Origin of the sequence: Anaeromyxobacter soli, from assembly GCF_022808855.1 — a bacterium.
GTDB lineage: Bacteria > Myxococcota > Myxococcia > Myxococcales > Anaeromyxobacteraceae > Anaeromyxobacter > Anaeromyxobacter soli.
Window position 1 is genome coordinate 34,387 of sequence record NZ_JAKZLF010000003.1, and the last position, 22,279, is coordinate 56,665.

Here is a 22,279-nt window from a genome sequence, read left to right on the forward strand (position 1 = left end):
CCCGCCCTCGCTGCTCGGCCCGGCTCGCCGACGCCACACGCGAATCGTGAGGCGATCCGATCGACCGGGCGGCGCGCTAGCGCCCGCGCCGGGAGCCGCCACCGCGCGGGTCGCGGCGTCCGGCGCGACCGCGACCGTCTCGCGCGTCTCCGCGCGGCGAACGTCTGTCGGTGCCCTGCGCGCCGCGGTCCCGGCGGCCGGACTGCTCCGGCGGGTTCGTCCGATCTCGCCGCTCGGGGCGACTCGCCTGCTCTGCCCGGTCGCGGTTGCCGCCACGGTCCGGCCGCTCCGTCCGGTCGCGCTGGCCGCCCCGGTCCGTCCGCTCCGACCGGTCGCGGTTGCCGCCCCGGTCCGTCCGCTCGCGGCGATCGCCTCGCTCTGCCCGGTCGCGGCTGTCGCCCCGATCCGTCCGCTCGCGGCGATCGCCTCGCTCCGTCCGGTCGCGGCTGCCGCCCCGGTCCGGCCGCTCCGCCCGATCGCGCTGGCCGCTCCGATCCGTCCGCTCGCGGCGATCGCCTCGCTCTGCCCGGTCGCGGCTGCCGCCACGATCCTTCCGCTCCATCCGGTCGCGCTCGCCGCCGCGCTCGCGGCGATCGCTCCGCTCCGTCTGCTCCGCCCGGTCGCGGCCGCTGCCGCGCTCTGGCCGCTCGGACCGCTCCGCTCGCTCGCGACGGTCGCCCTCCGGACGAGCCGAGCGCTCCGGCGTATCCCCCCGCTCTTCGCCGCTGCGCGAACCCGCCCCGCGCGGCGCGGGGGCCTCGGGCGGTGGCGGCGGCCCGTGGCCGTGCCGGCGCGCCGCGCGCGGGAGGACGCGGGGCGGCGCCGCCGCGGCCCCGGCCGCAGGAGCGGCGCCGCCGAGACCGATGGAGGTCTTCAGGGCGCGCAGCTCGACCGGCGTGAGCGCCCGGAACTGACCGGGCCGGAGCCCCTCGACGGTCACGCCGCCGAACTCGGGCCGGTAGAGCCGCTGGACGAAGAGGCCCACCGCCTCGCACAGCCGCTTCACGAGGTGGAAGCGCCCCTCCCCTACCACCACGCGGATCCAGACGTTCTTCTCGGCGTGCTCGTGGGGGACCGCCTCGAGGGCGCGGGCGGGCCCGTCCTCGAGGCGCACGCCCGCCACCATCCGCTCGAGCGCGCCCGGCGGCGGCTCGCCGCGCACCTTCACGAGGTAGGTCCGGCGGTGGCCGTAGCGCGGGTGCGCGAGCCGGTTGGCGAGCTCGCCGTCGTCGGTGAAGAGGACCGCCCCCTCCGCGTCGTAGTCGAGCCGCCCGACCGAGAACACGCGCTCCTTCACGCCGCGCAGGTACTCCAGCGCGGTGGGGCGGCCCTCGGGGTCGGACGCCGTCGTCACGCAGCCGGGCGGCTTGTAGAGCAGGTAGTAGCTCTTCGTGTCGCGGCGCGAGACGAGCTTCCCGTCGACGGTGACGAGATCGCGCTCCGGGTCGACCCTCGACCCGAGCTGGGTCACCCGCTGCGCGTTCACCTTCACGCGTCCGGCGAGGATGAGCTCCTCCGCCTTCCGGCGCGAGGCGACTCCCCCCTCCGCGAGGAACTTCTGCAGCCGTACTCCGTCCCCGCCCTGGGCGCCGGTCACCGCTCCGCCTCCGGACCTTCGTCCTCTTCCTTCTTCTGCTTCTCCTCCAGCGTGGCCTGCACCGCCTGACTCTTCTCGTCGGCCGCCTCGATGGCGCGCTCGAGCTCCTCGAGGGCCGCGTCGCTCTCCGCGCGCTTCGCCTCGAGCTCCGCGCGGAGCTTCTCGTCCGAGAGGTCGGCCACGATGCCCGAGATGCCGCCGTCCTGCGGCTCGGGCTGCTTCTCGACGATCTCGCGGTGCTCCTCGGAGAGCTCGTGGAACTCGCGCAGCGTCGGCAGCGAGGCGAGGTCCTTGAGCGCGAAGAACTCGAGGAACTCCCGCGTCGTGCCGTACAGCATCGGGCGCCCGGGCTCCTCCTTCTTGCCGAGGATCTTGATGAGCTTGCGCTCGAGGAGCGCCTTCACCACGGCCCCGCAGTCGACGCCGCGGATCTCCTCGATCTCGGGGCGCGTGACCGGCTGGCGGTAGGCGATGATCGCGAGCGTCTCCAGCGCGGCGCGGGTGAGCCGCTGCGGCTTCACCTTGAGCCAGCGGCGCGCGAAGGCGGCGTTGTCCGGCGAGCTCCGCAGCTGCCAGCCCCCCGCGACCTCGTGCAGCACGATCCCGCAGACGCCCTCGCGATAGTGGCCGGAGAGCTTGTCGAGGGCCTTCTCGACCCGCTCGACGTCGATGCCGGTCGCCTGGCGCAGCTCCTCCGATGAGAGCGGCCGCTCGGCGAGGAACAGCAGGGTCTCGAGGATGGTCCGCACGCGATCGGCGCTGAGCCGCTTCGCGGCCGCCGCGAGCTTCTCGAACGGCTCCTCCTTCTCCTCGTCCGAGCCGGGGGCGTCGATGGCGGCCGACTCGACCTCCTCGAGCTCGGGGTCGCCGGCCTTCGCCTCCTCCGCGGCCTGCATCGCCTGGAGCTCGGCCTCGGACAGCCCGCCCGCGCGCGCGCCGGCCCGAGCCGGCGTCTCGGCCGGGGACGCCGGCGGCGCGTCCGGCGTTCCACCGGCTCGCTCCGCCGCAGCCTCACCCGGCTGCGCCTCCGGCCGGGCTGCGAGCTCCGCCGTCTCCGGGGCCGGCGCGCTCGGCTCCCCCTCCGCGGCGGGCGCCGCGCTCGGGGTCGTCGGGTCGTCGTGATCCACGGTCATCGATAGTCCTCTCCGCCGGGCGCGGGAACGTCGTCGCCGAGGGTGTCCTTCGCCTCGACGAGAATCTCCGCGCCGGGGCCCGCCTCGTCGAGCGGGGGCTGGAAGATCCGGACGAGCTTCAGCTTCGCCATCTCGAGGATCGCGAGGAACGTCGCGATCACGTCGGCGCGCGTGTGCCGCCGCTCGACCGGGCCGGAGAGGAGCTCCTCGAACGTGGCGCGGCGCTGCAGGCGCAGCACGTCGGCGACGCGCGCGATGGCGTCGGTGATGGTGAGGCGGTCGGTGACCACCTCGTGCGTGTGCTCGGGGCGCGCGTGCTTGAGCGCGCGATCGAGCGCCTCGATGAGCTTGAAGACGGAGACGTCGGCGAGCCCCTCGGGCCCTTCGGGCGCCTCGGAGCGCTCGACCCGCACCTTCCGGGCGAACACCGTGCGCTCGAGGATGTCGCGCTCGCCGAGCTCCTCGCCGGCGGCCTTGTACTTCTGGTACTCGAGCAGCCGGCGCACGAGCTCCGCACGCGGGTCCACCCCGACGTCCTCCGCGCCGGGCGCGTCCTCGGCGACCTCGGTCCTCGGCAGGAGCAGCTTCGACTTCATCAGCATGAGCTGCGCCGCCATGTGGAGGAACTCGCCGGCGATGTCGATGTCGAGCTCGCGCATCGCCTCGAGCGTGGCGAGGTAGCTCTCCGTGATCTGCGCGATGGGGATGTCGAAGAGATCGACCTCGTGCTCCTTCACGAGGTGCAGGATCAGGTCGAGGGGGCCCTCGAACGGCGGCTGTCCGGCGCGGAGCGGGGGGAGCGAGACCCGGAACGCGTCCGCCGCGGCGCGCGCGGAGGCCTCCTCCGTCGCCTGCTGGGCGCCGGCGGTCGCGTCGCTCTCCGGGTGGTGCCTGGCCATCGCGAAGGGACGCCCCCGTGCTCCTCAGGCGAGCTTCAGCTTCATCGCCGCGCGGACCTCGTCCATGGAGCGGGCCGCCACGGCGCGCGCCTTGGAGGTGCCGAGCTGGACGAGCGCGTCGACCTCCCCGGGCCGGGCGAGCAGCGCCTCGCGCCGCTCCCGCATCCGCTCCTGCTCGGGCAGGAGCTTCTCGAGGAGCTTCTTCTTGCAGTCGACGCAGCCGATCCCCGCGCTGCGGCAGTTCACGTCCACCCAGGAGATGGTCTCCGCGTCGCTCGTCACCTTGTGCAGGTAGAAGATCCCGCAGACGTCCGGGTTGCCCGGATCCTGGCGGCGCTTGCGCGCCGGATCCGTCACCATCCCCATGATCTTCTTCGTCGTCGACTCGGCGCTCTCGCCGAGGTCGATGGTGTTCCCGTAGCTCTTCGACATCTTCCGCCCGTCCGTGCCGAGGATCTTCGGCGCGGCGGTGAGGAGCGGCTGGGGCTCGGGGAACACCGGCCCGTAGTGGTGATTGAACCGGCGGGCGATCTCGCGCGAGAGCTCGAGGTGCGGGACCTGGTCCACGCCCACCGGCACCCGCGTCGCCTTGTACAGGATGATGTCGGCGGTCATGAGCACCGGGTAGCCCAGGAAGCCGTAGAGGGCGAGATCGCGATCGGTGATGTTCTCGCGCATCTCCTTGTACGACGGCGAGCGCTCGAGCCAGCCGAGCGGCGTGATCATGCCGAGCAGCAGGTAGAGCTCGGCGTGCTCCTTCACCTCGCTCTGCACGAAGAGCGTCGCCTTCTCCGGGTCGACGCCGGCGGCGATGAAGTCGACGAACATCTCCCGCTCGGCGGGCTTGATGATCGCGGTGTCGTGGTAGTTCGTCGTGAGCGCGTGCCAGTCCGCGCTGAAGAAGAAGCAGGTGTTCTCCTCCTGCAGCCGCACCCAGTTCGCGAGCGCGCCGTGGAGGTGGCCGAGGTGGAGGCGGCCGGTGGGCCGCATGCCGCTGACGACGATGGGGCGCTGTTCGGACATCGGACCTAGGTGGCGATCGAGAGGGTCAGCTGCTGGAGGAGCCCGAAGACGAACACGACGGGCGGGTAGATGAGCCCGCGTCCGAAGACGATGAGGCCGAGGAGGATGAACGGCGAGAACCGCGCGAACTGCTCCCAGGCCGGCCGGAAGCGGTACGGCATGAGGTTCTCGGCGACGTGGCTGCCGTCGAGGGGCGGCACGGGCAGGAGGTTGAAGATGGCGAGCCCGGCGTTCACGATCATGAGCCGCTGCAGGAGCTCGAGCGCGCCGCCGCCGGGCCGGACCGTCTCCGGGGAGAACCGGAAGACGAGGCCGAGCGTGATGGCGGCCAGGGTCCCGAGGAGCAGGTTCGAGAGCGGCCCCGCCGCGCTCACGATGATGTCCCCGGTCGACTGCCGGACGCTCTTGCGGAACCGCGCCGGGTTCACCGGCACGGGCTTCGCCCAGCCGATGGGCGCGCCGAGGAGCGGCAGGAGCAGCGTCCCGATGGGATCGATGTGCGGCACCGGGTTCAGGGTGAGTCGGCCGAGGCGTGCCGCCGTGTCGTCCCCGAGCCGCCAGGCGGACCACGCATGGAAGAACTCGTGGAACGTCAGGGAGAGCAGGAGCACGATGAGGTTCAGCACCCGCTCGAGGATGAGGGCGTTGTCCAACCTAAAGCCTCGCAGGGAAAGGGGGTTCTTTAGCAGCACGAGGGGGGCCGGTCAACGCGGACGACGGCCGCTCGCCCCCTCGGAGCCGGGGCGCGCGCGGGCGGCGCGGCCGCCTCAGGCCCGCGGGTGGAAGCGGTCGTACAGCCGCTTCACGTGGCTGCGATCCACGTGCGTGTAGATCTGCGTCGTGGAGACGTCCGCGTGGCCGAGCATCGCCTGAACCGCGCGCAGGTCCGCCCCGCCCTCGAGGAGGTGGGTCGCGAACGAGTGCCGGAGCTTGTGGGGCGAGACGCGGCGCCGGATGCCCGCGGCGCGGGCGTAGCGCCCGAGCAGCTTGGCGAAGCCCTGTCGCGTCATCCGGCCTCCCCGCGGCGTGACGAAGAGGTCCTTGGAGCGGCGCCCGCGCAGGAGCCGCTCGCGGGAGACCGCGAGGTACGCCTTCACCGCGTCCGCCGCCGGCGCGCCGACGGGCACGATCCGCTCCTTGTTCCCCTTCCCCCGCGCGACGAGCACCCGGGTCTCGAGGTTCACGTCGTTCACGCCGAGCGACACGAGCTCGGAGACGCGCAGGCCGGTCGCGTAGAGGAGCTCGAGCATGGCCCGGTCGCGCAGGCCCGCCGCGCCGCGAGGATCGGGCGCCGCGAGGAGCCGCGCGATCTCCTCGTGCGAGAGGAGCTCCGGCAGGCGCCGGCCCGGCGCCGGGGAGTCGATCTCGTCCGCGGCGTCGAGCGGGGTCAGCCGCTCCGCGAAGAGCAGCCCGTGGAGCGAGCGGATCGCCGAGAGCGCCCGCGCCTGCGAGCGCGCCGAGAGCCCGCGGCGGACCAGCTCGCCGAGGTGGGCCTGGATCTCGGCCCGGCCGACCCGCTCCCAGGCGGTGACGCCGAGCGCGTCGAGGTGCTCGACGTAGCGTCGGAGGTCGCGCAGATACGCCTCCACGCTGTTCTCGGCGAGGCCCTTCTCGACGCGGACGTGCGCGATGAACAGGTCGAGCGCGGGCTCGAGCGGGGACATGGCGCGACGATAGCGCGGGGCGACCGCGGGTCCAGTTCGCGTCCCTCGACCTCGCGCTGCCGCCGGCGCGGCGGCGCCGCGGTGGGACGAGCGGCCGACGCACCCGCCTCAGGCGAGCAGGTCCGAGACGTCGCCCTTGCCGACGCGGAGCACCCGCGGCTCGGCGCCGGAGAGCTCGATGACCGAGGACGGCTCGTTCGGCTTGTAGCCGCCGTCGAGCACGAGCTCGAGGCCGTGCCCGAGCTTCTCCTTGATGTCGTGCGCGTCGATGAGCACCTCGCCGTCCGGGGTCGCGGCCGAGGTGGAGATGAGCGGGTGGCCGAGGCGCCGGACGATCTCGAGCGCGATGGGGCTGTCGGGGATCCGGATGCCGACGGTCTTCTGGCGGCGCAGGACGAGGTCGGGCACGAGCCGCGTCGCCGGGAGGATGAACGTGTACGGCCCGGGCACCTTGCGGCGCAGCACGCGGTAGGCGGCGTTGTCGACGATCGCGTAGCGCGCGATCTCGGCGAGGTCCTGGCAGATGAAGGACAGCTCGTGCGAGCGGGGCAGCTGCTTCAGCTGGTAGATCCGCTCGATGGCGCGCTTGTCGAAGAGATCGCAGCCCAGCCCGTAATAGGTGTCGGTCGGGAAGGCGAGCAGCCCGCCGGACGAGAGCACCGAGACCGCCCGCTCGACCACGCGGGGCTGGGGGTGCAGCGGATCGATCTCGACGATGGGGGCGACCGGCATGGGCGCCTCCTTTTCTAGCAGCTTTCCGCAGTCGGTGGGAGGTTCGGGACGCCCCACCTTTCCAGCGTCCCGTGCGTGGCCGCGCACTGTCAGCAAAAACGAGCACGCCCGCCCGGGATCCCCGGACGGGCGCCTCGCGGCGTCGCCGCCGCGCTCGACTCCTAGCCGACCTCAGCCGCGGGACTTCCCGCGCTCGATGAGCTCGCGGACCTTCTGCCCGCCCTTTCGGCCGATCTCCTCGTAGAACGAGTGACCGCGCTCGTCCCGGACGGCGATGCCGCCCTTCCGTCCCGCCTCCGACACCGTCATCCCGCGGCGACCCTCTTCCGGCTCGCCGCGACGCGCGCCCTTCTCTTCGTCCGCCATCGTACCCCCCTCAAGAGCACCTCATCGGTGCGTCAACGCTCGCCGCCCGTGTGACCGGCGCCGGCGTCCTCCTCCGCCCCAGCCTTCCCCTTCTCGATGAGCTCGCGGACCTTGTGGCCACCCTTCCGGCCGATCTCCTCGTAGAACGGCGTCCCCCGCTCGGCCTTGATCGTCTCGCCGCCCTTCTTCCCGATCTCCTCGTAGAAGCGGGGCCCGCGCTCGGCCTTGACGGTGTCGCCACCCTTCTTGCCGATCTCCTCGTAGAACTTGCGACCGCGCTCGGCCTTCACGGTCTCGCCGCCCTTCTTCCCGATCTCCTCGTAGAACTTGCGGCCGCGTGTCTCGCGGACGCGCACGCCGCCCTTGCGACCGGCCTCCGAGACCGTCATCGCTCCCTTGCTGCCGCCCTTCTTCTCCTCAGCCATTTGTCGCCCCCATCCAGTCAGGAACAATGTGGTCGCTGGCCACGCGCCGGCGCAGCGCCCGACCGAGCACGTGCTCGGCGATGGCCTCCGCCATGTCGAGGCCCGTGGCCTCGAGGATCCCCTGCCAGCTGGGGTTCCCGTTCACCTCGATGACGGTGGGCCCTTCGGGTCCCACCACGACGTCGACGCCCGCGTAGTCGAGCCCGATGGCCGACGCCGCAGCCTCGGCCACCGCGGCGAGCGCGGACCCGAGCGGCACCGCCTCGGCCCGTCCCCCGGTGGCCACGTTCGTTCGCCAGTCCCCGGGTGGCGCGTGCCGCTCGATCGCGGCGCGTGCGCGCCCCCCGACCACGAACACCCGGACGTCGCGTCCGGGATGAGGAACGTAGCTCTGGAGGTAGACCGCGCCCTCGCGCGCGAGCCGGTCGCGGAGCACCGCCCTCCCGGCGGCGTCCGCGCGAACCCGCTCGACCCCGTCCCCGAGCGAGCCTGCGATGGGCTTCACCACGGCCTCGCCGAGCGCCGCGAGCGCGCCCTCCGCGCCGCGCGCGGTCTGCGCGACCGCGGCGCGGGGCGTTCGCACCCCGGCGCGCGCGAGGAGCCACGACGTCCTGAACTTGTCCTGCGCGGCGAGGAGCGGGTCGATGCGGTTCACGACCACGGCGCCGCTGTCCTCGAGCGCGCGGTAGATCTCGAACTGCACGTCGGCGTCCCCGGCGCGGCCCATCCCCCGCGCGAGCACGAAGGCATCGAAGGCCTCGGCCTCACGCCCCTCCGCAGTCACCGTCACGCCGCCGTCCCTGTCCACGATCGCCGCGAGCTCCGCTGGATCGATCACCGCCGCCTCGCCGTGGCGAGCGCAGGCGCTGACGAGCCGCTTGCTGTGCCAATCGTCCTCGGGCCAGGCGGTCACGATCCCGATTCGGATGACATCGTTCATGCGACGCTTGCTTCCCTTCCCCTACCCCGACCGCCCGCGCAACACGGTGTCCACGCCCGGCCGGCCGGACAAGAGCGCGCCATCCCGCATCTTTTCGGTGGTGCCCGACTGAGCCCCGCCGCGCTCCCCAGGGAGGACGCGAGCGACGTCTCGCCGAGATCGCGCGCCCGGAGGGCGGCGCAGATGGGCTCCGCGTCGGCGCCTAGGGGAAAGGCCCGGAGCCCTGCTCGGGCCGGGCCAGCGCCGCGGTCAGGGCGGCGACCACGCGGGCGGCGCGCTCCCCCTCGAGCGGCCTACCGTCGGGCGTGCGGACGTAGAAGGCGTCGGACGCGCGGTGCCCCTCCGTCGCGATCCGGGCGAGATCGACGGAGAGCTCGAGGTCGAAGAACGTGCGGGCGAGCGTGTGCAGGAGGCCCACGCGATCGGCGGTGAACACGTCCACGACCGAGTGCGTCCGTGCGCTGTCGTTGTCGATGACGATCTTGGTGGGCACGCGTGGCAGCGGCTTCTCGGGGAGCGAGGAGGCGCGCAGGCGCCGCGCGAGCAGCGCGTCGAGCGACTCCTCTCCCGCGAGCACGCGCGCGAGATCGCCGCGCGCCCCGCGCCAGCGCGCCGGGTCGACCGCGCCCTCCTCCGGTCCGCGCAGCTCGAACACGTCGAGCGCGCGCCCGGCGAGCCACCCGAGGCCCGGGTCGTCCGCGGACGAGAACACCTCGGCGGCCTGGATGTCGATCCGGTGCGCCGCGAGGACGCCGGCGACGGTCGCGAGGAGGCCCGGCCGATCGCGCGCGGCGAGGGACAGCTCGGAGTAGCCGAGCGCCGGGTGGTGGCGGAGCGCCGTCGCGACGGGCAGGTCCCGCCCGCGGCGCAGGAGCCGCAGGTGGCGCGGGGCGAGCGCGGGGTCCACGGTGACGAAGTAGCGCGCCGGCATGGCCTGGACGAACCGGGCGTGCTCCGCGTCGGCCACCCCCGCGCGTGCGAGCAGCGCGGCGGCGACGCGCTCGCGGCCCGCGGCCTCGGCGGTGCCGGGCTCCGGGCGGCGCTCGCCCTTCTCGAGCACCTCGCGCGTCTTCCCGTAGAGCTCGCGGATGAGGCGCGCCTTCCAGTCGGTCCAGGTGCGCGGCCCGACCGTCGCGATGTCCGCGTAGGTGAGGAGGTAGAGCTTGTCGAGCCGGTCCTTCGTCCCCACCTCCTCCGCGAAGGCGTGGATGAGGTCGGGATCCGAGAGGTCTCGCCGCTGGGCGATGGCGCTCATGCGCAGGTGCTTCAGGACGAGCCACTCGATGTCGGCGGCGTCGGCGGGATCGAGCCCCATCCGCACGCACGCCTCGGCGGCGATCTCCGCCCCCCGCGCCGAGTGATCCTTCCCGGCCCCCTTGCCGATGTCGTGGAACAGCGTCCCGAGGTAGAGCGCGAGCGGCCGCTGGACCGCGCGCGCGAGGTCGCCGAGGCCGTCCTCGCTCACGTCGCCGCAGCGCAGCGCGAGCAGGCGCCGCACCGCGAACAGCGTGTGAACGTCCACCGTGTACACGTGGTAGACGTCGATCTGCCGCCGCGCCGTCACCCGCGCGAACTCGGGCAGCACGCGGGGGAGGACGCCGATCTCGTGCATCTGCGTGAGGAAGCGCCCGCGCGTCCCGGGGCGCGTGAAGCACGCGAGCAGCTCCTGGTTCAGCTCCGGGTCGCTCGCCGCCTCCGGCGCGAGCTCCTCCGCCGCCTGCCTCGCGAGGTCGCGGGCGTAGGGGTAGAGATCGAGCTGCTCGCGGTCGGCGGTCGCGAAGAGGCGCACGAGCGCGGCGGGGGACCGCCGCAGGACGTCGGTGTCCACCACCGTGAGCCGCCCGCGGAACACCTTGAACTCCCCGCCCGGCAGGAGCCGCTCCGACGCGCGCGGCGGCCGCCCGCCCAGCACGGGCACCGCGAGCTCGGCGCCGAGCGTGGCGGCGGGAGGCGGCACCATGCGCCAGCCCATCGCGGCCTGCGGCTCGAGGCAGCGATCCACGATCGCGTCGCTCGCGACGAGGACCGTCTTCGCCGCGAGGTAGTAGTGGCGCATGAACTCCTCGACGGCCGAGCCGTGCTCGGGGTCGAGGTAGCCCATCGCCCGCGCCACCTCGGGCTGGACGTCGAAGGTGAGCTGGTCCCACTTGCGGCCCGCGAGGTAGTGCATCTCGTTGCGGACCCGCCAGAGGAAGTCGCGGGCGCGCCGCATCTCGCGGATCTCGCGCTCGGGGAGGAGCGCGCGCGCGAGGAGCTCCGTGATCCCGGCGACCTTGAAGCGGACGCGGGCGAGCCAGAGCGCGGACTGGAGGTCCCGCAGCCCGCCCTCGGACTCCTTCACGTTCGGCTCGAGGAGGTAGATCGAGTCGCCGAAGCGCTCGCGCCGCGCGCGGATCTCGTCGAGCTTGTCGGCGAGGAACTTCTCCACCTTCTGGGCCGAGAGCCCGTGCAGCTCCTCGCGCTCGAGCTCCGTGTACAGGGCGCGGTCGCCCGCGAGCCAGCGCAGATCCAGGAGCGCGGTGCGCGCGGTGTGGTCCTGGGTCGCGAGCTCGTCGCAGGCGCGGAGGTCGCGCACGCCGTAGCCGACCTCGAGCCGGAGGTCCCAGAGCGCGTAGAGGAACCGCTCGCTCGCGGCCTTCACGAAGGCGTCCGGCTCACCCGGGCCATGCAGCACGAGGAGGTCGAGATCGCTGTGCGGCGCGAGCTCGCGGCGGCCGTATCCCCCGAGCGCGACGAGCGACACCGGCGAGGGCGCCTCCGCGTCCCGCGCCGCGGCGCAGGCGCGCTCCCACAGCGCCGTGACGATCCGGTCCATGGCCGCGCTCTGGAGGCGGACGACGGTGTGGCCGCTCCCCCCGGCGCGGTGCACCTCCTCGACGAACCGGCGCTGCGCGGCGAAGTCCGCCTTGACGTCGCCGGTGAGCGCCGGGAGCTCGGCGAGGCGGGCCTCGAGCTCGAACGGCGCCGCGGCCGGCAGGGTCGGGTGGACTTCGGGCGGGCGCATCACGCGAATATAGCCGGGCGGCGGCTCACCGCACGGCGGCGACCCGCGCCTCGCTCCGCGCGAACGCCGTCACCGCCCGCGTGATGCCCCAGGCGACCTCGTCCTGGTAGCCGGCGGACGCGAGGCGCTGCTCCTCGAGGCGGTTCGAGATGAAGGCGGTCTCCACCAGCACGGCCGGCATGCGCGCCCCGAGGAGCACGTAGAAGAGCGCGCTCTTCACCCCGAGGTCGCGCACCTCGCCGACGCGCGCCCGGACGCCCGTCGTGAGCTCGCGCTGCACGAGCCCGGCGAGCCGCTCCGAGGCACCGGCGCTCGCCTTCGCGTCGAGATCCGTGAGGATCCGCCCGACGTCCCCGGCGCCCCGGTCGGACGGGTCCATGCCGTTCTCCCGCGCCGCGAGCCGCGCCGCGTAGCGGTCGTCGGCGACGTTGAGGAAGTAGGTCTCGACGCCGCTCCGGTTGCGGCGCGGGTGCGCGTTCGCGTGGATCGACACGAACAGGTCGCCGCCGGCGGTGTTCGCGATCGCGGTGCGCTCCTCGAGCGCCAGGTACCGGTCGTCCTTGCGGGTGAGCACGACCTCGAACCCCTCGGCGCGCAGCCGGCTGGCGAGCCGCTTCGCGATCGCGAGGGTCACCTGCTTCTCGCGCACGCGGCGCGGGCCGATGGCGCCCGGATCGTGCCCGCCGTGCCCGGCGTCCACCACGATCCGCCGGATGCGCGTGGGCAGGTCGTGCTCGGGCGCGCGCTCGACCCGCGCGAAGGACGCGGGCCGCGGCGTGGGCCGCCCCGTCGCGGCGGGAGGCGGCTCGGGCGCAGGGTGCGCCGGCTCGGCGGGCGGCGGCGCCTCGGCGACGCTCCGGCGGGCGGAGACCGTCCCCACGTCCACGATGAGGCGCGGCGGGTCGTCGAGGCCGAACAGCTGCACGCGATCGCTGCCGGGCAGGTCGAGCACGACGCGGACCGTCTCCGCGTCGTTCTGCGCGGCGCGCACGCGCTCCACCCGCTCGCCCGAGACCGGCCGCGCCAGCGCGCGCCCGGCGAGCGTGGCGGGGCGGAGATCCACCGCGAGCCGCCGCGGGAGGCCGACCGCCGGGGCGAGCTCGAGCTTCTGCCAGCCCACCCAGTGCGACAGGTAGATGGCGACGCGCGTGTAGTCGTCGGTCGACCAGGTGCGCACCTCGGTGACCCGCGCGCGCCCTTCCCCGCCCGACTCGCCGAGGGCGAGCGCCGGGGCGGAGCTCGCGCCGGTCAGGTCCGCCAACGCCGCGTCGAGCGCGGGATCGGGCTCGGAGTCCTGGGGCGCCTCCTCGGGCGCGGGCGACGGGGCGGCGCCGGGGCCGCGCGCCGGCCTCGGCGCGGGGCGATCGTCGCCCGCCTCGCGGCGGATGGCGGCCTCGAGCTCGCGCGCCTCGCGGGAGCCGAGCTTCGCGGCGCGCCCCGCGTTGAGCAGGGCCTTCTCGCGGTCCGCCTCGTCGGCCGACCAGCGGTAGAGCGCGTAGCGTGCGCGGGCCGCCTCGAGGAACGCCGGCGCCCGGTCCTTCCCCTTCGCCTCGCGGACCAGCCCGGCGATGGCGCGCTCCCAGTGGTGCCGGTAGCGGCGCTTCCCTCGGTCCTGCGTGAGCGCGCGCATGGAAGCCTTCGCGCGCTCGAGCCCGCTCTGGCTCGCGCGCGGCGCGACCCGCGCCTTGGAAGCGTTGCGCGCCTTCGCGGGGGTGCGGGCCATCGCCGGAGCGCGGGCCGCGCGCGCGGCCGGCTTCACGGAACGCGACGCCGCCGCGGGCTTGGCGCGGTGCGTCGCGGCAGAGGTCCCTTGCGGGGCCGCGAGAGCGAGGAGGAGGAGGGCAAGCGACCCGCGGCCCATGAGACGAGCAGTCTCCGCGACGCCGATATCGAGGTCCACTTTTCGGCCACCCGGCCCCGCCGTGGGGCGCTGTCCCACCGCCTCGCCGCGGCGTAGGATCGTGCCCTCCATCCCCTTTCCTTCGCGGAGGTGTCCCTTGGCCAATCCCAAGCGCGTGGGCGTCGTGCTCGCCGGCTGCGGCTTCCTCGACGGGGCCGAGATCCAGGAGGCGACCTGCACGCTGCTCTCGCTCGACCGCCGCGGCGCCGAGCTCGTGGCGGCGGCGCCCGACGTGGAGCAGATGCACGTCGTCGACCACCTGCGCCAGGCGCCGGCGGAGGGCGAGCGCCGCAACGTGCTCGCCGAGTCCGCGCGCATCGTCCGCGGGCGGATCCGCGATCTCGCGACCCTCTCCGCGAAGGATCTCGACGCGCTCGTCTTTCCCGGCGGGTTCGGCGTGGCGAAGAACCTCTGCTCGTTCGCGGTCGAGGGGCGCGCGATGCGCGTGCTGCCCGAGGTCGAGCGGCTCGTTCGCGAGATGCGGGCCGCGTCGAAGCCGATGGGCTTCATCTGCATCGCCCCCGTGATCGCGGCGCGCGTGCTCGGCGCGGACGGCGTGCAGGTCACGATCGGAAACGACCCGGACACCGCCGCGGCGATCGCGTCCTGGGGCGCGCGCCACGTCGAGCGGCGCGTGGACGAGATCGCGGTGGACGATCGGCTGAAGGTGGTGTCGACGCCTGCCTACATGCTCGGCCCGTGGATCTCCGGGGTCGCCGCCGGGATCGACAAGCTCGTCTCGGCGGTGCTGGAAATGGCCTGATTCGAGCACGTGCGGAGCAGGCCGGAGAGGGCCCTCTCGCGCAAGTGAGACGCAATCTCAATCGACCAATATGGGCGGTTACGACCCCACGCAATTGTGGCTCGGGATCGTGAATATCGAGTAGGCTCCGCCGTCCCTAAGCCGGGCGGGCTGGTCCGCCCCGATCTCAGGAGCACGACAAGTGACCAAGTTCCTCGCTGCGCTGTTCGCCGTCGTCGTTGCCACCGCCACGTTCGCCGCCGACACCGGCCCCGACTCGATCACCCTCGAGGCCAAGAACGGCAACATCACCTTCCCCCACAAGGCGCACCAGGCGAAGCTGAAGTGCGAGACCTGCCACGCGACCGCCGCGGGTGGCAAGATCGAGGGCTTCGGCAAGGAGAAGGCCCACGGCACCTGCGTCGAGTGCCACAAGAAGGAGGCGAAGGGCCCGACGAAGTGCGCGGAGTGCCACAAGAAGGCGTAACGCGCTCGCCGAGTCGTTCGCAGTGACGAGGGGCCGGGAAACCGGCCCCTTTCATTTTGTGCGGCAGGATCCGGCTCCTCGGGCTGCGGCGGCCCGTCGCGCGCCGACAAACCGCAGAGACCCGTGACCGATGGTCGCTCTACATTGCGACGCCACGCCGCGGCGGGATTCACCCGTCGTGCATGCGAACACGAGAGGTCATGCAGATGAAGATCCGGATCGTTTCGCTCCTCGCCGCCGTCCTCTTCGCGGGTGCCGCCTTCGCGGCCGACGCGCCGGCCGCGCCGGTCACGCTCCAGGCGAAGAACGGGAACGTCACCTTCAACCACAAGACGCACTCCGCCCAGAAGTGCGAGGCCTGCCACGCGACCGCCGCGGGCGGCAAGATCGAGGGCTTCGGCAAGGACAAGGCTCACGCCCTCTGCGTCGAGTGCCACAAGAAGGAGGCGAAGGGCCCGGCGAAGTGCGCGGAGTGCCACAAGAAGGCGTAGCGCGCACCTAGCTCCAGAGATCGCAGTCAGGCGCTTAGGGACGGAGGGGCCGCGAGAGCGGCCCCTCTTTTTTTTCGCAGGCGCGGCCGCCGCGGAGCCCGGGTGCGATCGGGTCGCGTCGCGAGGCGCGCGACGGCGCGGCCAGCGAGCGTGCGCCGCAGGTCGACGGGGCTCCGCCTCAGCGGTTCCCGAGCTTCGCGCGCCAGGCCGCGAGGAGGTTCAGCGCGTCGAGCGGGCGGAGCGTGTCCGGCTCGGCGGCGCGGAGCGCGGCGGCGATCTCGAGGAGCGCCGGGTCCACCGGCGCCGGGGGCGGCGCGAACAGGCCGAGCTGGCTCTGCGGCTCCGCGCGCCTCGCCTTCCGCCCGCGGGCGAGCGCCGCGTGACCGCCCTCGTCGACCTCGAGGGCCTCGAGGTTCTTCAGGATCTCCCGCGCGCGCGCGAGCACCGCGGCCGGCAGTCCGGCGAGCTTCGCGACCTCGATGCCGTAGCTCCGCGACGCCCCGCCCTGCACGAGCTTGCGGAGGAACACCACCTGATCGCCGACCTCGCGCACGGCGACGGTGAGGTTCCGGACGGCGGGGCGCTCGCGGGCGAGGTCCTGCAGCTCGTGGTAGTGCGTCGCGAACAGCGTGCGGCAGCCCACCTCGTCGTGCAGGTGCTCCGCGACCGCCCACGCGATGGAGACGCCGTCGAAGGTGGACGTGCCGCGGCCGATCTCGTCGAGCACCACGAGCGAGCGGCGCGTCGCGTTGTGGAGGATGGCGGCGGTCTCGGTCATCTCGACCATGAACGTCGAGCGGCCGCGGGCGAGGTCGTCGGACGCGCCCACCCGGGTGAAGATCCGGTCGACGATGCCCACCCGCGCCCGGCGCGCCGGCACGAACGAGCCCATCTGGGCGAGCAGCGTCACGAGCGCCGCCTGGCGCATGACCGTGCTCTTGCCCGCCATGTTCGGCCCGGTGATGACGTGCAGCGCGCCGAGCCGCTCGCAGTCGGGGGCGCCGCGCGAGGCGACGAGCACGTCGTTCGGGACGAACGCGGCCGGCCCCTCCGGGAGCACCGCCTCCACCACCGGGTGGCGCCCGTCGACGATCTCGAGCACCTCCGAGCCGTCCACCTCCGGCCGCGCGTAGCCGCGCTCCGCCGCGACGCGCGCGAGCCCGAGCAGTGCGTCCGCGGTGGCGGCCGCGTCGGCGGCCGTGCGGATGCGCGGCGCCGCCTCGATGACCCGCTGGCGCAGCTCCTCGAAGAGGCGCGCCTCGATCCCGAAGCGGCGCTCCTCGGCGGTGAGCACCGTCTCCTCGAAGCGCTTCAGCTCCGGGGTGACGAACCGCTCGCCGCCCACGGTGGTCTGGCGCCGCTCGTAGTCGGCGGGCACCGCGTGCAGGTTCGCCTTCGTGACCTCGAGGTAGTAGCCGAAGACCTTGTTGAAGCGGACCTTGAGGGAGCCGATCCCGGTCCGCTCCTTCTCGCGCGCCTCGAGGCGGGCGATGAAACCCTTGCCGTCCTCGGCGACGGCGACGATCTCGTCGAGTTCGGGCGAGAAGCCGCGCCGGATGAGCCCGCCCTCCTTCAGCGTCGCCGGCGGCTCCTCGGCCACCGCGCGATCGAGGTGAGCGCCGAGCTCCTCGAGGCCGCGCAGCCGATCGCCGGCGTCGCGCAGCAGCGCCGCGGCTCTCGCGCCGAGGAGCGCCGACAGCGCCGGCAGGGCCAGCAGGGCGCCGGCGAGGGCGCGCAGATCGCGGGCGTTCCCCTGCCCCAGCACGAGGCGCGACAGGAGCCGCTCCGCGTCGGCGACCGGGCGGAGCGCCGCCGCGACGTCCTCGCGCGCCACCGACGAGCCCGCGAGCTCCTCGACGGCGTCGAGGCGCGCGTGGATGGCGGCGAGCTCGGTGAGCGGGTAGCGGAGCCACTCGGCGAGGCGCCGCCCGCCGGGCGCGGTGACGCTCCGGTCGAGGAGGGCGAGAAGCGAGCCCTTCTTGCGGGCCCCGGCGAGGGTCCGCTCGAGCTCGAGGTTCGTGCGCGTCGCCTCGTCGAGGAGGAGGACGTCGTCGGTGCGCAGGCGCGACAGGCGATCGACGTGGCGCGGCGCCGCGCGCTGGGTGTCCGCGAGGTAGGCCAGCGCGGCCGCCGCCGCGGCGAGGCCGAGCGGCTCGCCGCCGACGCCGAACCCGTCGAGGCTCGCGACGCCCAGGTGGCGCCGGAGCTTCTCCTCCGCCCGCTCGTAGTCCGCCGCCGGCCGCCGCGCGGCCGGGACCGCGACCGCCCGCAGGACGCGCTCGACGCGGGCGTCGTCGGCGCCGAGCGGCAGCACGAGCTCGCGGACGCCCGCACGCCGGAGCTCGTCCACGAGCCGCGCGTCGTCCGGCACCTCGCCGCACTGGAGGTGACCGGTCGAGGCGTCGAGGAGCGCGAGCCCCGAGCGGCCCTCGCCGAGGGCGACCACGCCGAGGTAGCTCGCCTCGCGCGGATCGAGCACCTGGTCGTCGAACACCATGCCCGGGGTCACGACGCGCGTGACCTCGCGCTTCACGATCGCGGACTTCCCCGGCTCCTCGACCTGATCGCAGATGGCGACCTTGAAGCCCTTCTCGAGCAGCTTCGCGACGTAGCCGCGGGCGGCGTGGTGCGGCACGCCGCACATCGGCACCTTGTCGTCGCCCTTCGAGCGCGCGGTGAGCGTGATCTGCAGCGCCTCGGAGGCGGTGACCGCGTCCTCGAAGAAGAGCTCGAAGAAATCGCCGAGCCTGAAGAAGAGGAGCGCGTCCGGGTACCTCGCCTTCGTCTCGAGGTACTGCCGCATCATCGGAGTGGCCTGGGCGATCTCCGGCATCGGGCCGTGGGTTCTACCACGCGGGGCCGACCCTGCGCGCGGCGCCGCGCGCGCCGCCGGACCCGCACGCCGCGTGGCGAGGCCTCGATCGCGGTGCTACAGTCCGCCCGGTCTCATGCTCGAGCGAACCCTCCAGGATCTGAACCGGCTCCGCCAGATCGCCTATGCGGTCGCGCGGCATGGCTTCGGCTCCTACCTCGAGAAGACGCGGCTCCGGGACGTGCTCGGGCGCGACGCCCCGCCGGTGGAGGGCACGCCGCCGCCGCCGCCGGACCACAAGACCGCCGCGCGGTTCCGCCAGCTCCTCGCCGAGCTCGGGCCCACCTTCACGAAGCTCGGGCAGCTCCTCTCGACCCGGCCGGACGTGCTCCCGTCCCACTGGATCGAGGAGCTCGAGTCGCTGCAGGACGACTGCCCGCCGCTGCCCATCGCCGAGGTGCTCCACCAGATCGAGCGCGGCCTCGGCCGCGGCGTGGAGGAGCTGTTCGCCTCCCTCGACGAGGTGCCGCTCGCGAGCGCCTCGATCGCGCAGGTGCACCGGGCGGTGACGCACGCCGGGGTGCCGGTCGTCGTGAAGGTGCAGCGCCCGAGGATCCGCGAGCAGATCGAGTCCGATCTCGCCCTCCTCCACTACCTCGCGCGCCTGCTCGAGGCGGTCGTGGAGGAGACCGGCATCTACACGCCGACCGGGATCATCGAGGAGTTCGACCGCACCGTCCACGAGGAGCTCGACTTCGGCAACGAGGCGGGGAACGCGCGGGCGATGCGGGACGCCGCCGAGGGGCGCGAGGTCGTCGTCATCCCCCGCGTCCACGCGGAGCTCTCCTCCTCCACCATCCTCACGCTCGACTACGTCGACGGGACCAAGATCTCCGACGTCCGCGCCGAGGACGGCCACGATCTCGAGCAGGTCGCGAAGAACGTCATCGAGACCGCGTTCCGGCAGCTCTTCGAGGACGGGCTCTTCCACGGCGACCCGCACCCGGGGAACGTCCTCGTCCTCGCCGACGACCGGATCGCGCTCATCGACTTCGGCCTCGTCGGCCGGCTCACGCGCCAGCAGCAGGAGTCGCTCGTCACGCTCATCGTGGCGGTGGCGCTGCGCGACCCGGACACCGTGGCGCGGCTCCTCAACCGCATCGGCGTCCCGGACGCGCGCACCCCCATCACCGAGTTCCGCGAGGACATCCGCGGGATCCTGGACCGCTACCTCGGCCTCAAGCTCGACGAGATCCGGACCGCGACCCTGCTCCGCGATCTCCTCGATCTCGCGATCCGCCACCGGATCCGGATCCCGAAGGAGTACGCGGTCCTCGCCAAGGCCGCGATCACGATCGAGGGGATGATCCGCCGGCTCTACCCGAAGCTCGACGTGCTGGAGGTGGGGCTGCCCTACGCGAAGGAGCTGCTCCTCTCGCGCTTCAACCCTTCCGACGCCTCCGGCGTCCTCATGAAGTCGCTCCTCAAGCTGCAGGGGCTCGCCGAGGACGTGCCGAGCCAGCTCAGCCAGATCCTGGTCGATCTCGAGGCCGGCAAGTTCCGCGTGAACGTCGCGGGCGAGGCGATGGACCGGATCGGCGGCCAGGTCCGGGCGCTCGGGGTGATGGTCTTCCTGGGGCTCCTCGCGGCCGGGCTCACCGTGGGTGGGCTCGTGGTGCTCGCGAGCCCCTCCGCCCACGTCCTGGGATGGGCCGCGCTCGCCGGCTCGGTGCTGCTCTCCGCCGCGGCCGCGGGGTACCACGTCGCGACCGTGCGGATGAAGAAGATCTCGATCCGGCAGCTGCTGCGGCGCTGACTCGGGAGCCGGCGCCCGTCAATCGCGCGCGTCGGCGCAGACGAGCGCCGCGAGGGTCCCGAGCCAGGCCAGGTCCACCAGGGCGGCGACGCCCGCCGCGGCGACGGCGAGCATGAGGTTCGGCCCGGCCAGCAGGAGCGCCGGCGCGTCCTTCACGAGGCCGGTCGCGGCGCCGCCGAACGCCTCCACCGTCGCGGGCGCGAGCGACGCGACGAAGCCGAAGACCATCGCCGCGAGCACGAACGTCCCGGGGCGGGCGAGGAACCGGCGCACCGCGGAGGCGAACGCCCGCGCCGGGCCCTCCGCGCGCAGCGCCGCGCGGGCGACCGCCGCGTCCGCCACGACCGAGAGCGCGAGGGGCACCGCGATCGCGAGGGTGAGCGCACCGGCGACCGCCACGGCGAGCACCGCCGACCCGTTTCCCCCCGCGGCGTGGAGCGTGATGCGCAGCGCGCCGAGGGCGAGCGTCAGCGCGAACAGCCCCGCGGAGAGGTCCAGGACGAGCCCCAGCAGCGACGCGGCGAGCACCCGCGGCGTGCCGTAGGCCACCCCCGCCGCGAAGCGCGGCGTGCCGCCCTCCCCCACCGCGGCGCCCGCGAGCGTCGGGAGCGCTCCCGCGAGCCAGACGCCGCGCAGCGCCGCCCCGCAGAGCACGCCCGCGAGCCACAGGCCACCGACGAGCGCCAGGAACCGCGGCGAGCTCGCGGTCGCGGCCGCGCCTGCGAGCGCGGCGCCGGGATCGAGCGGCCGGTGCGAGAGAGCGAGCAGCGCGCCGCGGGCGAGGAGCGCCCAGGCGACTGCGAGGGCGGGCCAGGTGAGCACGCGCCGCGCGATCGCGACGACGAGCCCGGGCGCCAGGAGCCAGGCCTGGCGGCGCAGCGCGGAGAGGCCGAGGCCGAGGGCGGCGCCGAAGGTCGGGGGCACGCGCGGACGGTATCCGCCGCGCGCCGCGCGGGCAACCGCGTGGCCGGGTTCTTGCCTTCTGAACGTGGGGACAGTATACCGGTGTTCAGTCCAGCTCGAGGAGGACCGATGGACGCGTTGACGGACCGGCAGCTCGAGGTGCTCCGCTTCATCGCCCGGCAGATCGAGGAGTGTGGCTACCCCCCGACCATCCGCGAGATCGGCGAGGCGCTCGACATCCGCTCGACGAACGGCGTCAACGACCACCTGAAGGCGCTCGAGCGCAAGGGCTACCTCACCCGCGATCCCGTGAAGTCGCGCGCGCTGATCCCGACGCCGCAGGCCCGTGAGGTGCTCGGCGGCGAGGTCGGCGCGCGCACGTCCAACGTCGTCCCCTTCACGCGCACCCCCGCCTCGGCCCTGAAGCCCTCCGGGCGCCTCGTCGAGATCCCGATCATCGGCCGCGTCGCCGCCGGCCAGCCGATCCTCGCGCAGGAGCGCGTCGAGGACACGGTGCAGGTGGACTCGTTCCTGCTCGGCACGAACAAGAAGGTGTACGGCCTGCGCGTGCAGGGCGACTCGATGATCGGCGACGGGATCCTGCCCGGCGACTACATCTTCGTGAAGAAGCAGCTTCACGCGCAGGACGGAGAGATCGTGGTCGCCATGATCGACGAGGAGGCGACCGTGAAGCGCGTCTACTTCGAGGGCGACCGCGTGCGGTTCCAGCCCTCGAACCCGCGCATGGCGCCCATCTACGTGCGCGCGTCCGACTTCCGCACGACGATGATCCTCGGCGTCGTCGTGGGCGTCTACCGCAAGCTCGGCTGATCGCAGGCCGGGCGCCCGCCTGATCCGAGGGCGTCGCCGCCACCGTGGCGGCGGCCGCGGGGCCGTCCGTTTGCGGCCCACGTGGTGCTGTGCGGGTCGGCTTACCTCCCCCCACCTCTGCGCCTATCTTGCCGCTGAGTCCGGACCGGAATTCCCGGCCGGCGAGTGGATCCGTAGAGAGGGAGGCGAGGATGGCGAAGGTGAACCCCCGGCTCGACGCGGCGCGGACGGCGTACCGGGAGGCCCTCGAGGCCGCCCGTGCCACCCCGTCTGCGGAGACGTGGGCCCGGCTGCTCGCAGCCGGGAAGGAGCTGTCGGCGGCGTCGGAGCCACCGCCGCGGAGCCGGCGAGGCCGGAAGCCCGCGGCTCGCGTCGAGGAGCCGTCCGGGCCGGCCCCGGACCTGCCGAACCTGGAAGGCGTCGAGTAGCGGCCCCGCCGAGCAGGGATGGGGCGGGGACGCAGTCCCCGATCATATTCGGTGCCGAGAGGGGCGCCGGGTGCGGTGGGCCGAGG

At 73.8% G+C, this 22,279-nt stretch carries 20 protein-coding genes; 6 read left to right on the plus strand and 14 right to left on the minus strand.

Annotation, left to right across the window (positions count from 1 at the left end):
- Positions 1-76 precede the first annotated feature (76 nt).
- The 12 genes from MLV88_RS03540 to MLV88_RS03595 form a co-directional block, all read right to left on the minus strand.
- Positions 77-1,597: a pseudouridine synthase gene (locus tag MLV88_RS03540; RefSeq protein ID WP_242340189.1), complete on the minus strand. Its 1,521-nt coding sequence runs from the start codon at positions 1,595-1,597 to the stop codon at positions 77-79.
- Entirely contained in the window at positions 1,594-2,730 is a 1,137-nt protein-coding gene (scpB, locus tag MLV88_RS03545; RefSeq protein WP_242340190.1) for an SMC-Scp complex subunit ScpB, read from the minus strand. The genes MLV88_RS03540 and scpB overlap by 4 nt, the downstream gene beginning before the upstream one ends.
- Positions 2,727-3,629, minus strand: coding sequence for a segregation and condensation protein A (locus MLV88_RS03550; protein ID WP_242340191.1), 903 nt, complete (start codon positions 3,627-3,629; stop codon positions 2,727-2,729). Before MLV88_RS03550 ends, scpB begins: the two co-directional genes overlap by 4 nt.
- Before the next feature lie 24 nt (positions 3,630-3,653).
- Positions 3,654-4,652 (minus strand): tryptophan--tRNA ligase, encoded by a 999-nt coding sequence (gene trpS, locus MLV88_RS03555; RefSeq protein WP_242340192.1) that lies wholly within the window; start codon positions 4,650-4,652, stop codon positions 3,654-3,656.
- Positions 4,653-4,657: 5 nt separating this feature from the next.
- Positions 4,658-5,305 (minus strand): site-2 protease family protein, encoded by a 648-nt coding sequence (locus MLV88_RS03560; protein ID WP_242340193.1) that lies wholly within the window; start codon positions 5,303-5,305, stop codon positions 4,658-4,660.
- Positions 5,306-5,419: 114 nt separating this feature from the next.
- A complete protein-coding gene (gene xerD, locus MLV88_RS03565) occupies positions 5,420-6,316 on the minus strand; it encodes a site-specific tyrosine recombinase XerD (RefSeq protein ID WP_242340194.1) in 897 nt (298 codons plus the stop codon).
- A gap of 108 nt (positions 6,317-6,424) precedes the next feature.
- Positions 6,425-7,048: an L-threonylcarbamoyladenylate synthase gene (locus MLV88_RS03570; protein ID WP_242340195.1), complete on the minus strand. Its 624-nt coding sequence runs from the start codon at positions 7,046-7,048 to the stop codon at positions 6,425-6,427.
- A gap of 171 nt (positions 7,049-7,219) precedes the next feature.
- Positions 7,220-7,414, minus strand: coding sequence for a hypothetical protein (locus tag MLV88_RS03575; protein ID WP_242340196.1), 195 nt, complete (start codon positions 7,412-7,414; stop codon positions 7,220-7,222).
- A 32-nt stretch (positions 7,415-7,446) separates the two neighbouring features.
- Entirely contained in the window at positions 7,447-7,839 is a 393-nt protein-coding gene (locus tag MLV88_RS03580) for a general stress protein B (protein WP_242340197.1), read from the minus strand.
- A complete protein-coding gene (locus tag MLV88_RS03585) occupies positions 7,832-8,779 on the minus strand; it encodes a RimK family alpha-L-glutamate ligase (RefSeq protein ID WP_242340198.1) in 948 nt (315 codons plus the stop codon). Before MLV88_RS03585 ends, MLV88_RS03580 begins: the two co-directional genes overlap by 8 nt.
- A 202-nt stretch (positions 8,780-8,981) precedes the next feature.
- Complete coding sequence (glnD, locus tag MLV88_RS03590) at positions 8,982-11,783, minus strand: [protein-PII] uridylyltransferase (RefSeq protein ID WP_242340199.1); 2,802 nt, start codon at positions 11,781-11,783, stop codon at positions 8,982-8,984.
- 25 nt (positions 11,784-11,808) lie between these two features.
- Positions 11,809-13,413, minus strand: coding sequence for an N-acetylmuramoyl-L-alanine amidase (locus MLV88_RS03595; RefSeq protein ID WP_243336884.1), 1,605 nt, complete (start codon positions 13,411-13,413; stop codon positions 11,809-11,811).
- Between the two features lie 367 nt (positions 13,414-13,780).
- On the opposite strand from MLV88_RS03595, the gene elbB reads away from it, so the two are divergent.
- The 3 genes from elbB to MLV88_RS03610 all read left to right on the plus strand — a co-directional run bounded on the left by elbB (position 13,781) and on the right by MLV88_RS03610 (position 15,403).
- A complete protein-coding gene (elbB, locus tag MLV88_RS03600) occupies positions 13,781-14,446 on the plus strand; it encodes an isoprenoid biosynthesis glyoxalase ElbB (RefSeq protein WP_242340201.1) in 666 nt (221 codons plus the stop codon).
- A 181-nt stretch (positions 14,447-14,627) separates the two neighbouring features.
- On the plus strand, positions 14,628-14,912 hold the full coding sequence (locus MLV88_RS03605) for a cytochrome c3 family protein (protein WP_242340202.1): 285 nt from the start codon (positions 14,628-14,630) through the stop codon (positions 14,910-14,912).
- A gap of 206 nt (positions 14,913-15,118) precedes the next feature.
- Positions 15,119-15,403 (plus strand): cytochrome c3 family protein, encoded by a 285-nt coding sequence (locus MLV88_RS03610; protein ID WP_242340203.1) that lies wholly within the window; start codon positions 15,119-15,121, stop codon positions 15,401-15,403.
- A 178-nt stretch (positions 15,404-15,581) separates the two neighbouring features.
- Here the strand turns inward: MLV88_RS03610 and mutS are convergent, their stop codons facing one another.
- Positions 15,582-18,236, minus strand: coding sequence for a DNA mismatch repair protein MutS (gene mutS / locus MLV88_RS03615; protein ID WP_243336886.1), 2,655 nt, complete (start codon positions 18,234-18,236; stop codon positions 15,582-15,584).
- 115 nt (positions 18,237-18,351) lie between these two features.
- Between mutS and MLV88_RS03620 the strand changes: the two genes are divergently transcribed.
- On the plus strand, positions 18,352-20,031 hold the full coding sequence (locus MLV88_RS03620; protein WP_242340205.1) for an ABC1 kinase family protein: 1,680 nt from the start codon (positions 18,352-18,354) through the stop codon (positions 20,029-20,031).
- 18 nt (positions 20,032-20,049) lie between these two features.
- On the opposite strand, the gene MLV88_RS03625 is transcribed toward MLV88_RS03620, so the two are convergent.
- Positions 20,050-20,955 (minus strand): hypothetical protein, encoded by a 906-nt coding sequence (locus tag MLV88_RS03625; protein WP_243336888.1) that lies wholly within the window; start codon positions 20,953-20,955, stop codon positions 20,050-20,052.
- A gap of 108 nt (positions 20,956-21,063) precedes the next feature.
- Between MLV88_RS03625 and lexA the strand changes: the two genes are divergently transcribed.
- Positions 21,064-21,765 carry a transcriptional repressor LexA gene (gene lexA, locus MLV88_RS03630; protein ID WP_242340207.1) on the plus strand — a complete coding sequence of 234 codons (702 nt, stop codon included), beginning with the start codon at positions 21,064-21,066 and terminating at the stop codon, positions 21,763-21,765.
- 191 nt (positions 21,766-21,956) lie between these two features.
- Positions 21,957-22,193: a hypothetical protein gene (locus tag MLV88_RS03635; protein WP_242340208.1), complete on the plus strand. Its 237-nt coding sequence runs from the start codon at positions 21,957-21,959 to the stop codon at positions 22,191-22,193.
- Positions 22,194-22,279: the final 86 nt, after the last annotated feature.

Excerpts from the sequence above, each read along its gene's own strand:
- scpB (WP_242340190.1), bottom strand. The coding sequence starts at position 2,730 with ATGACCGTGGATCACGACGACCCGACGACCCCGAGCGCGGCGCCCGCC.
- MLV88_RS03550 (WP_242340191.1), bottom strand. The coding sequence starts at position 3,629 with ATGGCCAGGCACCACCCGGAGAGCGACGCGACCGCCGGCGCCCAGCAG.
- trpS (WP_242340192.1), bottom strand. The coding sequence starts at position 4,652 with ATGTCCGAACAGCGCCCCATCGTCGTCAGCGGCATGCGGCCCACCGGC.
- xerD (WP_242340194.1), bottom strand. The coding sequence starts at position 6,316 with ATGTCCCCGCTCGAGCCCGCGCTCGACCTGTTCATCGCGCACGTCCGC.
- MLV88_RS03570 (WP_242340195.1), bottom strand. The coding sequence starts at position 7,048 with ATGCCGGTCGCCCCCATCGTCGAGATCGATCCGCTGCACCCCCAGCCC.
- MLV88_RS03575 (WP_242340196.1), bottom strand. The coding sequence starts at position 7,414 with ATGGCGGACGAAGAGAAGGGCGCGCGTCGCGGCGAGCCGGAAGAGGGT.
- MLV88_RS03580 (WP_242340197.1), bottom strand. The coding sequence starts at position 7,839 with ATGGCTGAGGAGAAGAAGGGCGGCAGCAAGGGAGCGATGACGGTCTCG.
- MLV88_RS03585 (WP_242340198.1), bottom strand. The coding sequence starts at position 8,779 with ATGAACGATGTCATCCGAATCGGGATCGTGACCGCCTGGCCCGAGGAC.
- glnD (WP_242340199.1), bottom strand. The coding sequence starts at position 11,783 with ATGCGCCCGCCCGAAGTCCACCCGACCCTGCCGGCCGCGGCGCCGTTC.
- MLV88_RS03595 (WP_243336884.1), bottom strand. The coding sequence starts at position 13,413 with ATGCGCGCGCTCACGCAGGACCGAGGGAAGCGCCGCTACCGGCACCAC.
- MLV88_RS03610 (WP_242340203.1), top strand. The coding sequence starts at position 15,119 with ATGAAGATCCGGATCGTTTCGCTCCTCGCCGCCGTCCTCTTCGCGGGT.
- mutS (WP_243336886.1), bottom strand. The coding sequence starts at position 18,236 with ATGCCGGAGATCGCCCAGGCCACTCCGATGATGCGGCAGTACCTCGAG.
- MLV88_RS03620 (WP_242340205.1), top strand. The coding sequence starts at position 18,352 with ATGCTCGAGCGAACCCTCCAGGATCTGAACCGGCTCCGCCAGATCGCC.
- lexA (WP_242340207.1), top strand. The coding sequence starts at position 21,064 with ATGGACGCGTTGACGGACCGGCAGCTCGAGGTGCTCCGCTTCATCGCC.
- MLV88_RS03635 (WP_242340208.1), top strand. The coding sequence starts at position 21,957 with ATGGCGAAGGTGAACCCCCGGCTCGACGCGGCGCGGACGGCGTACCGG.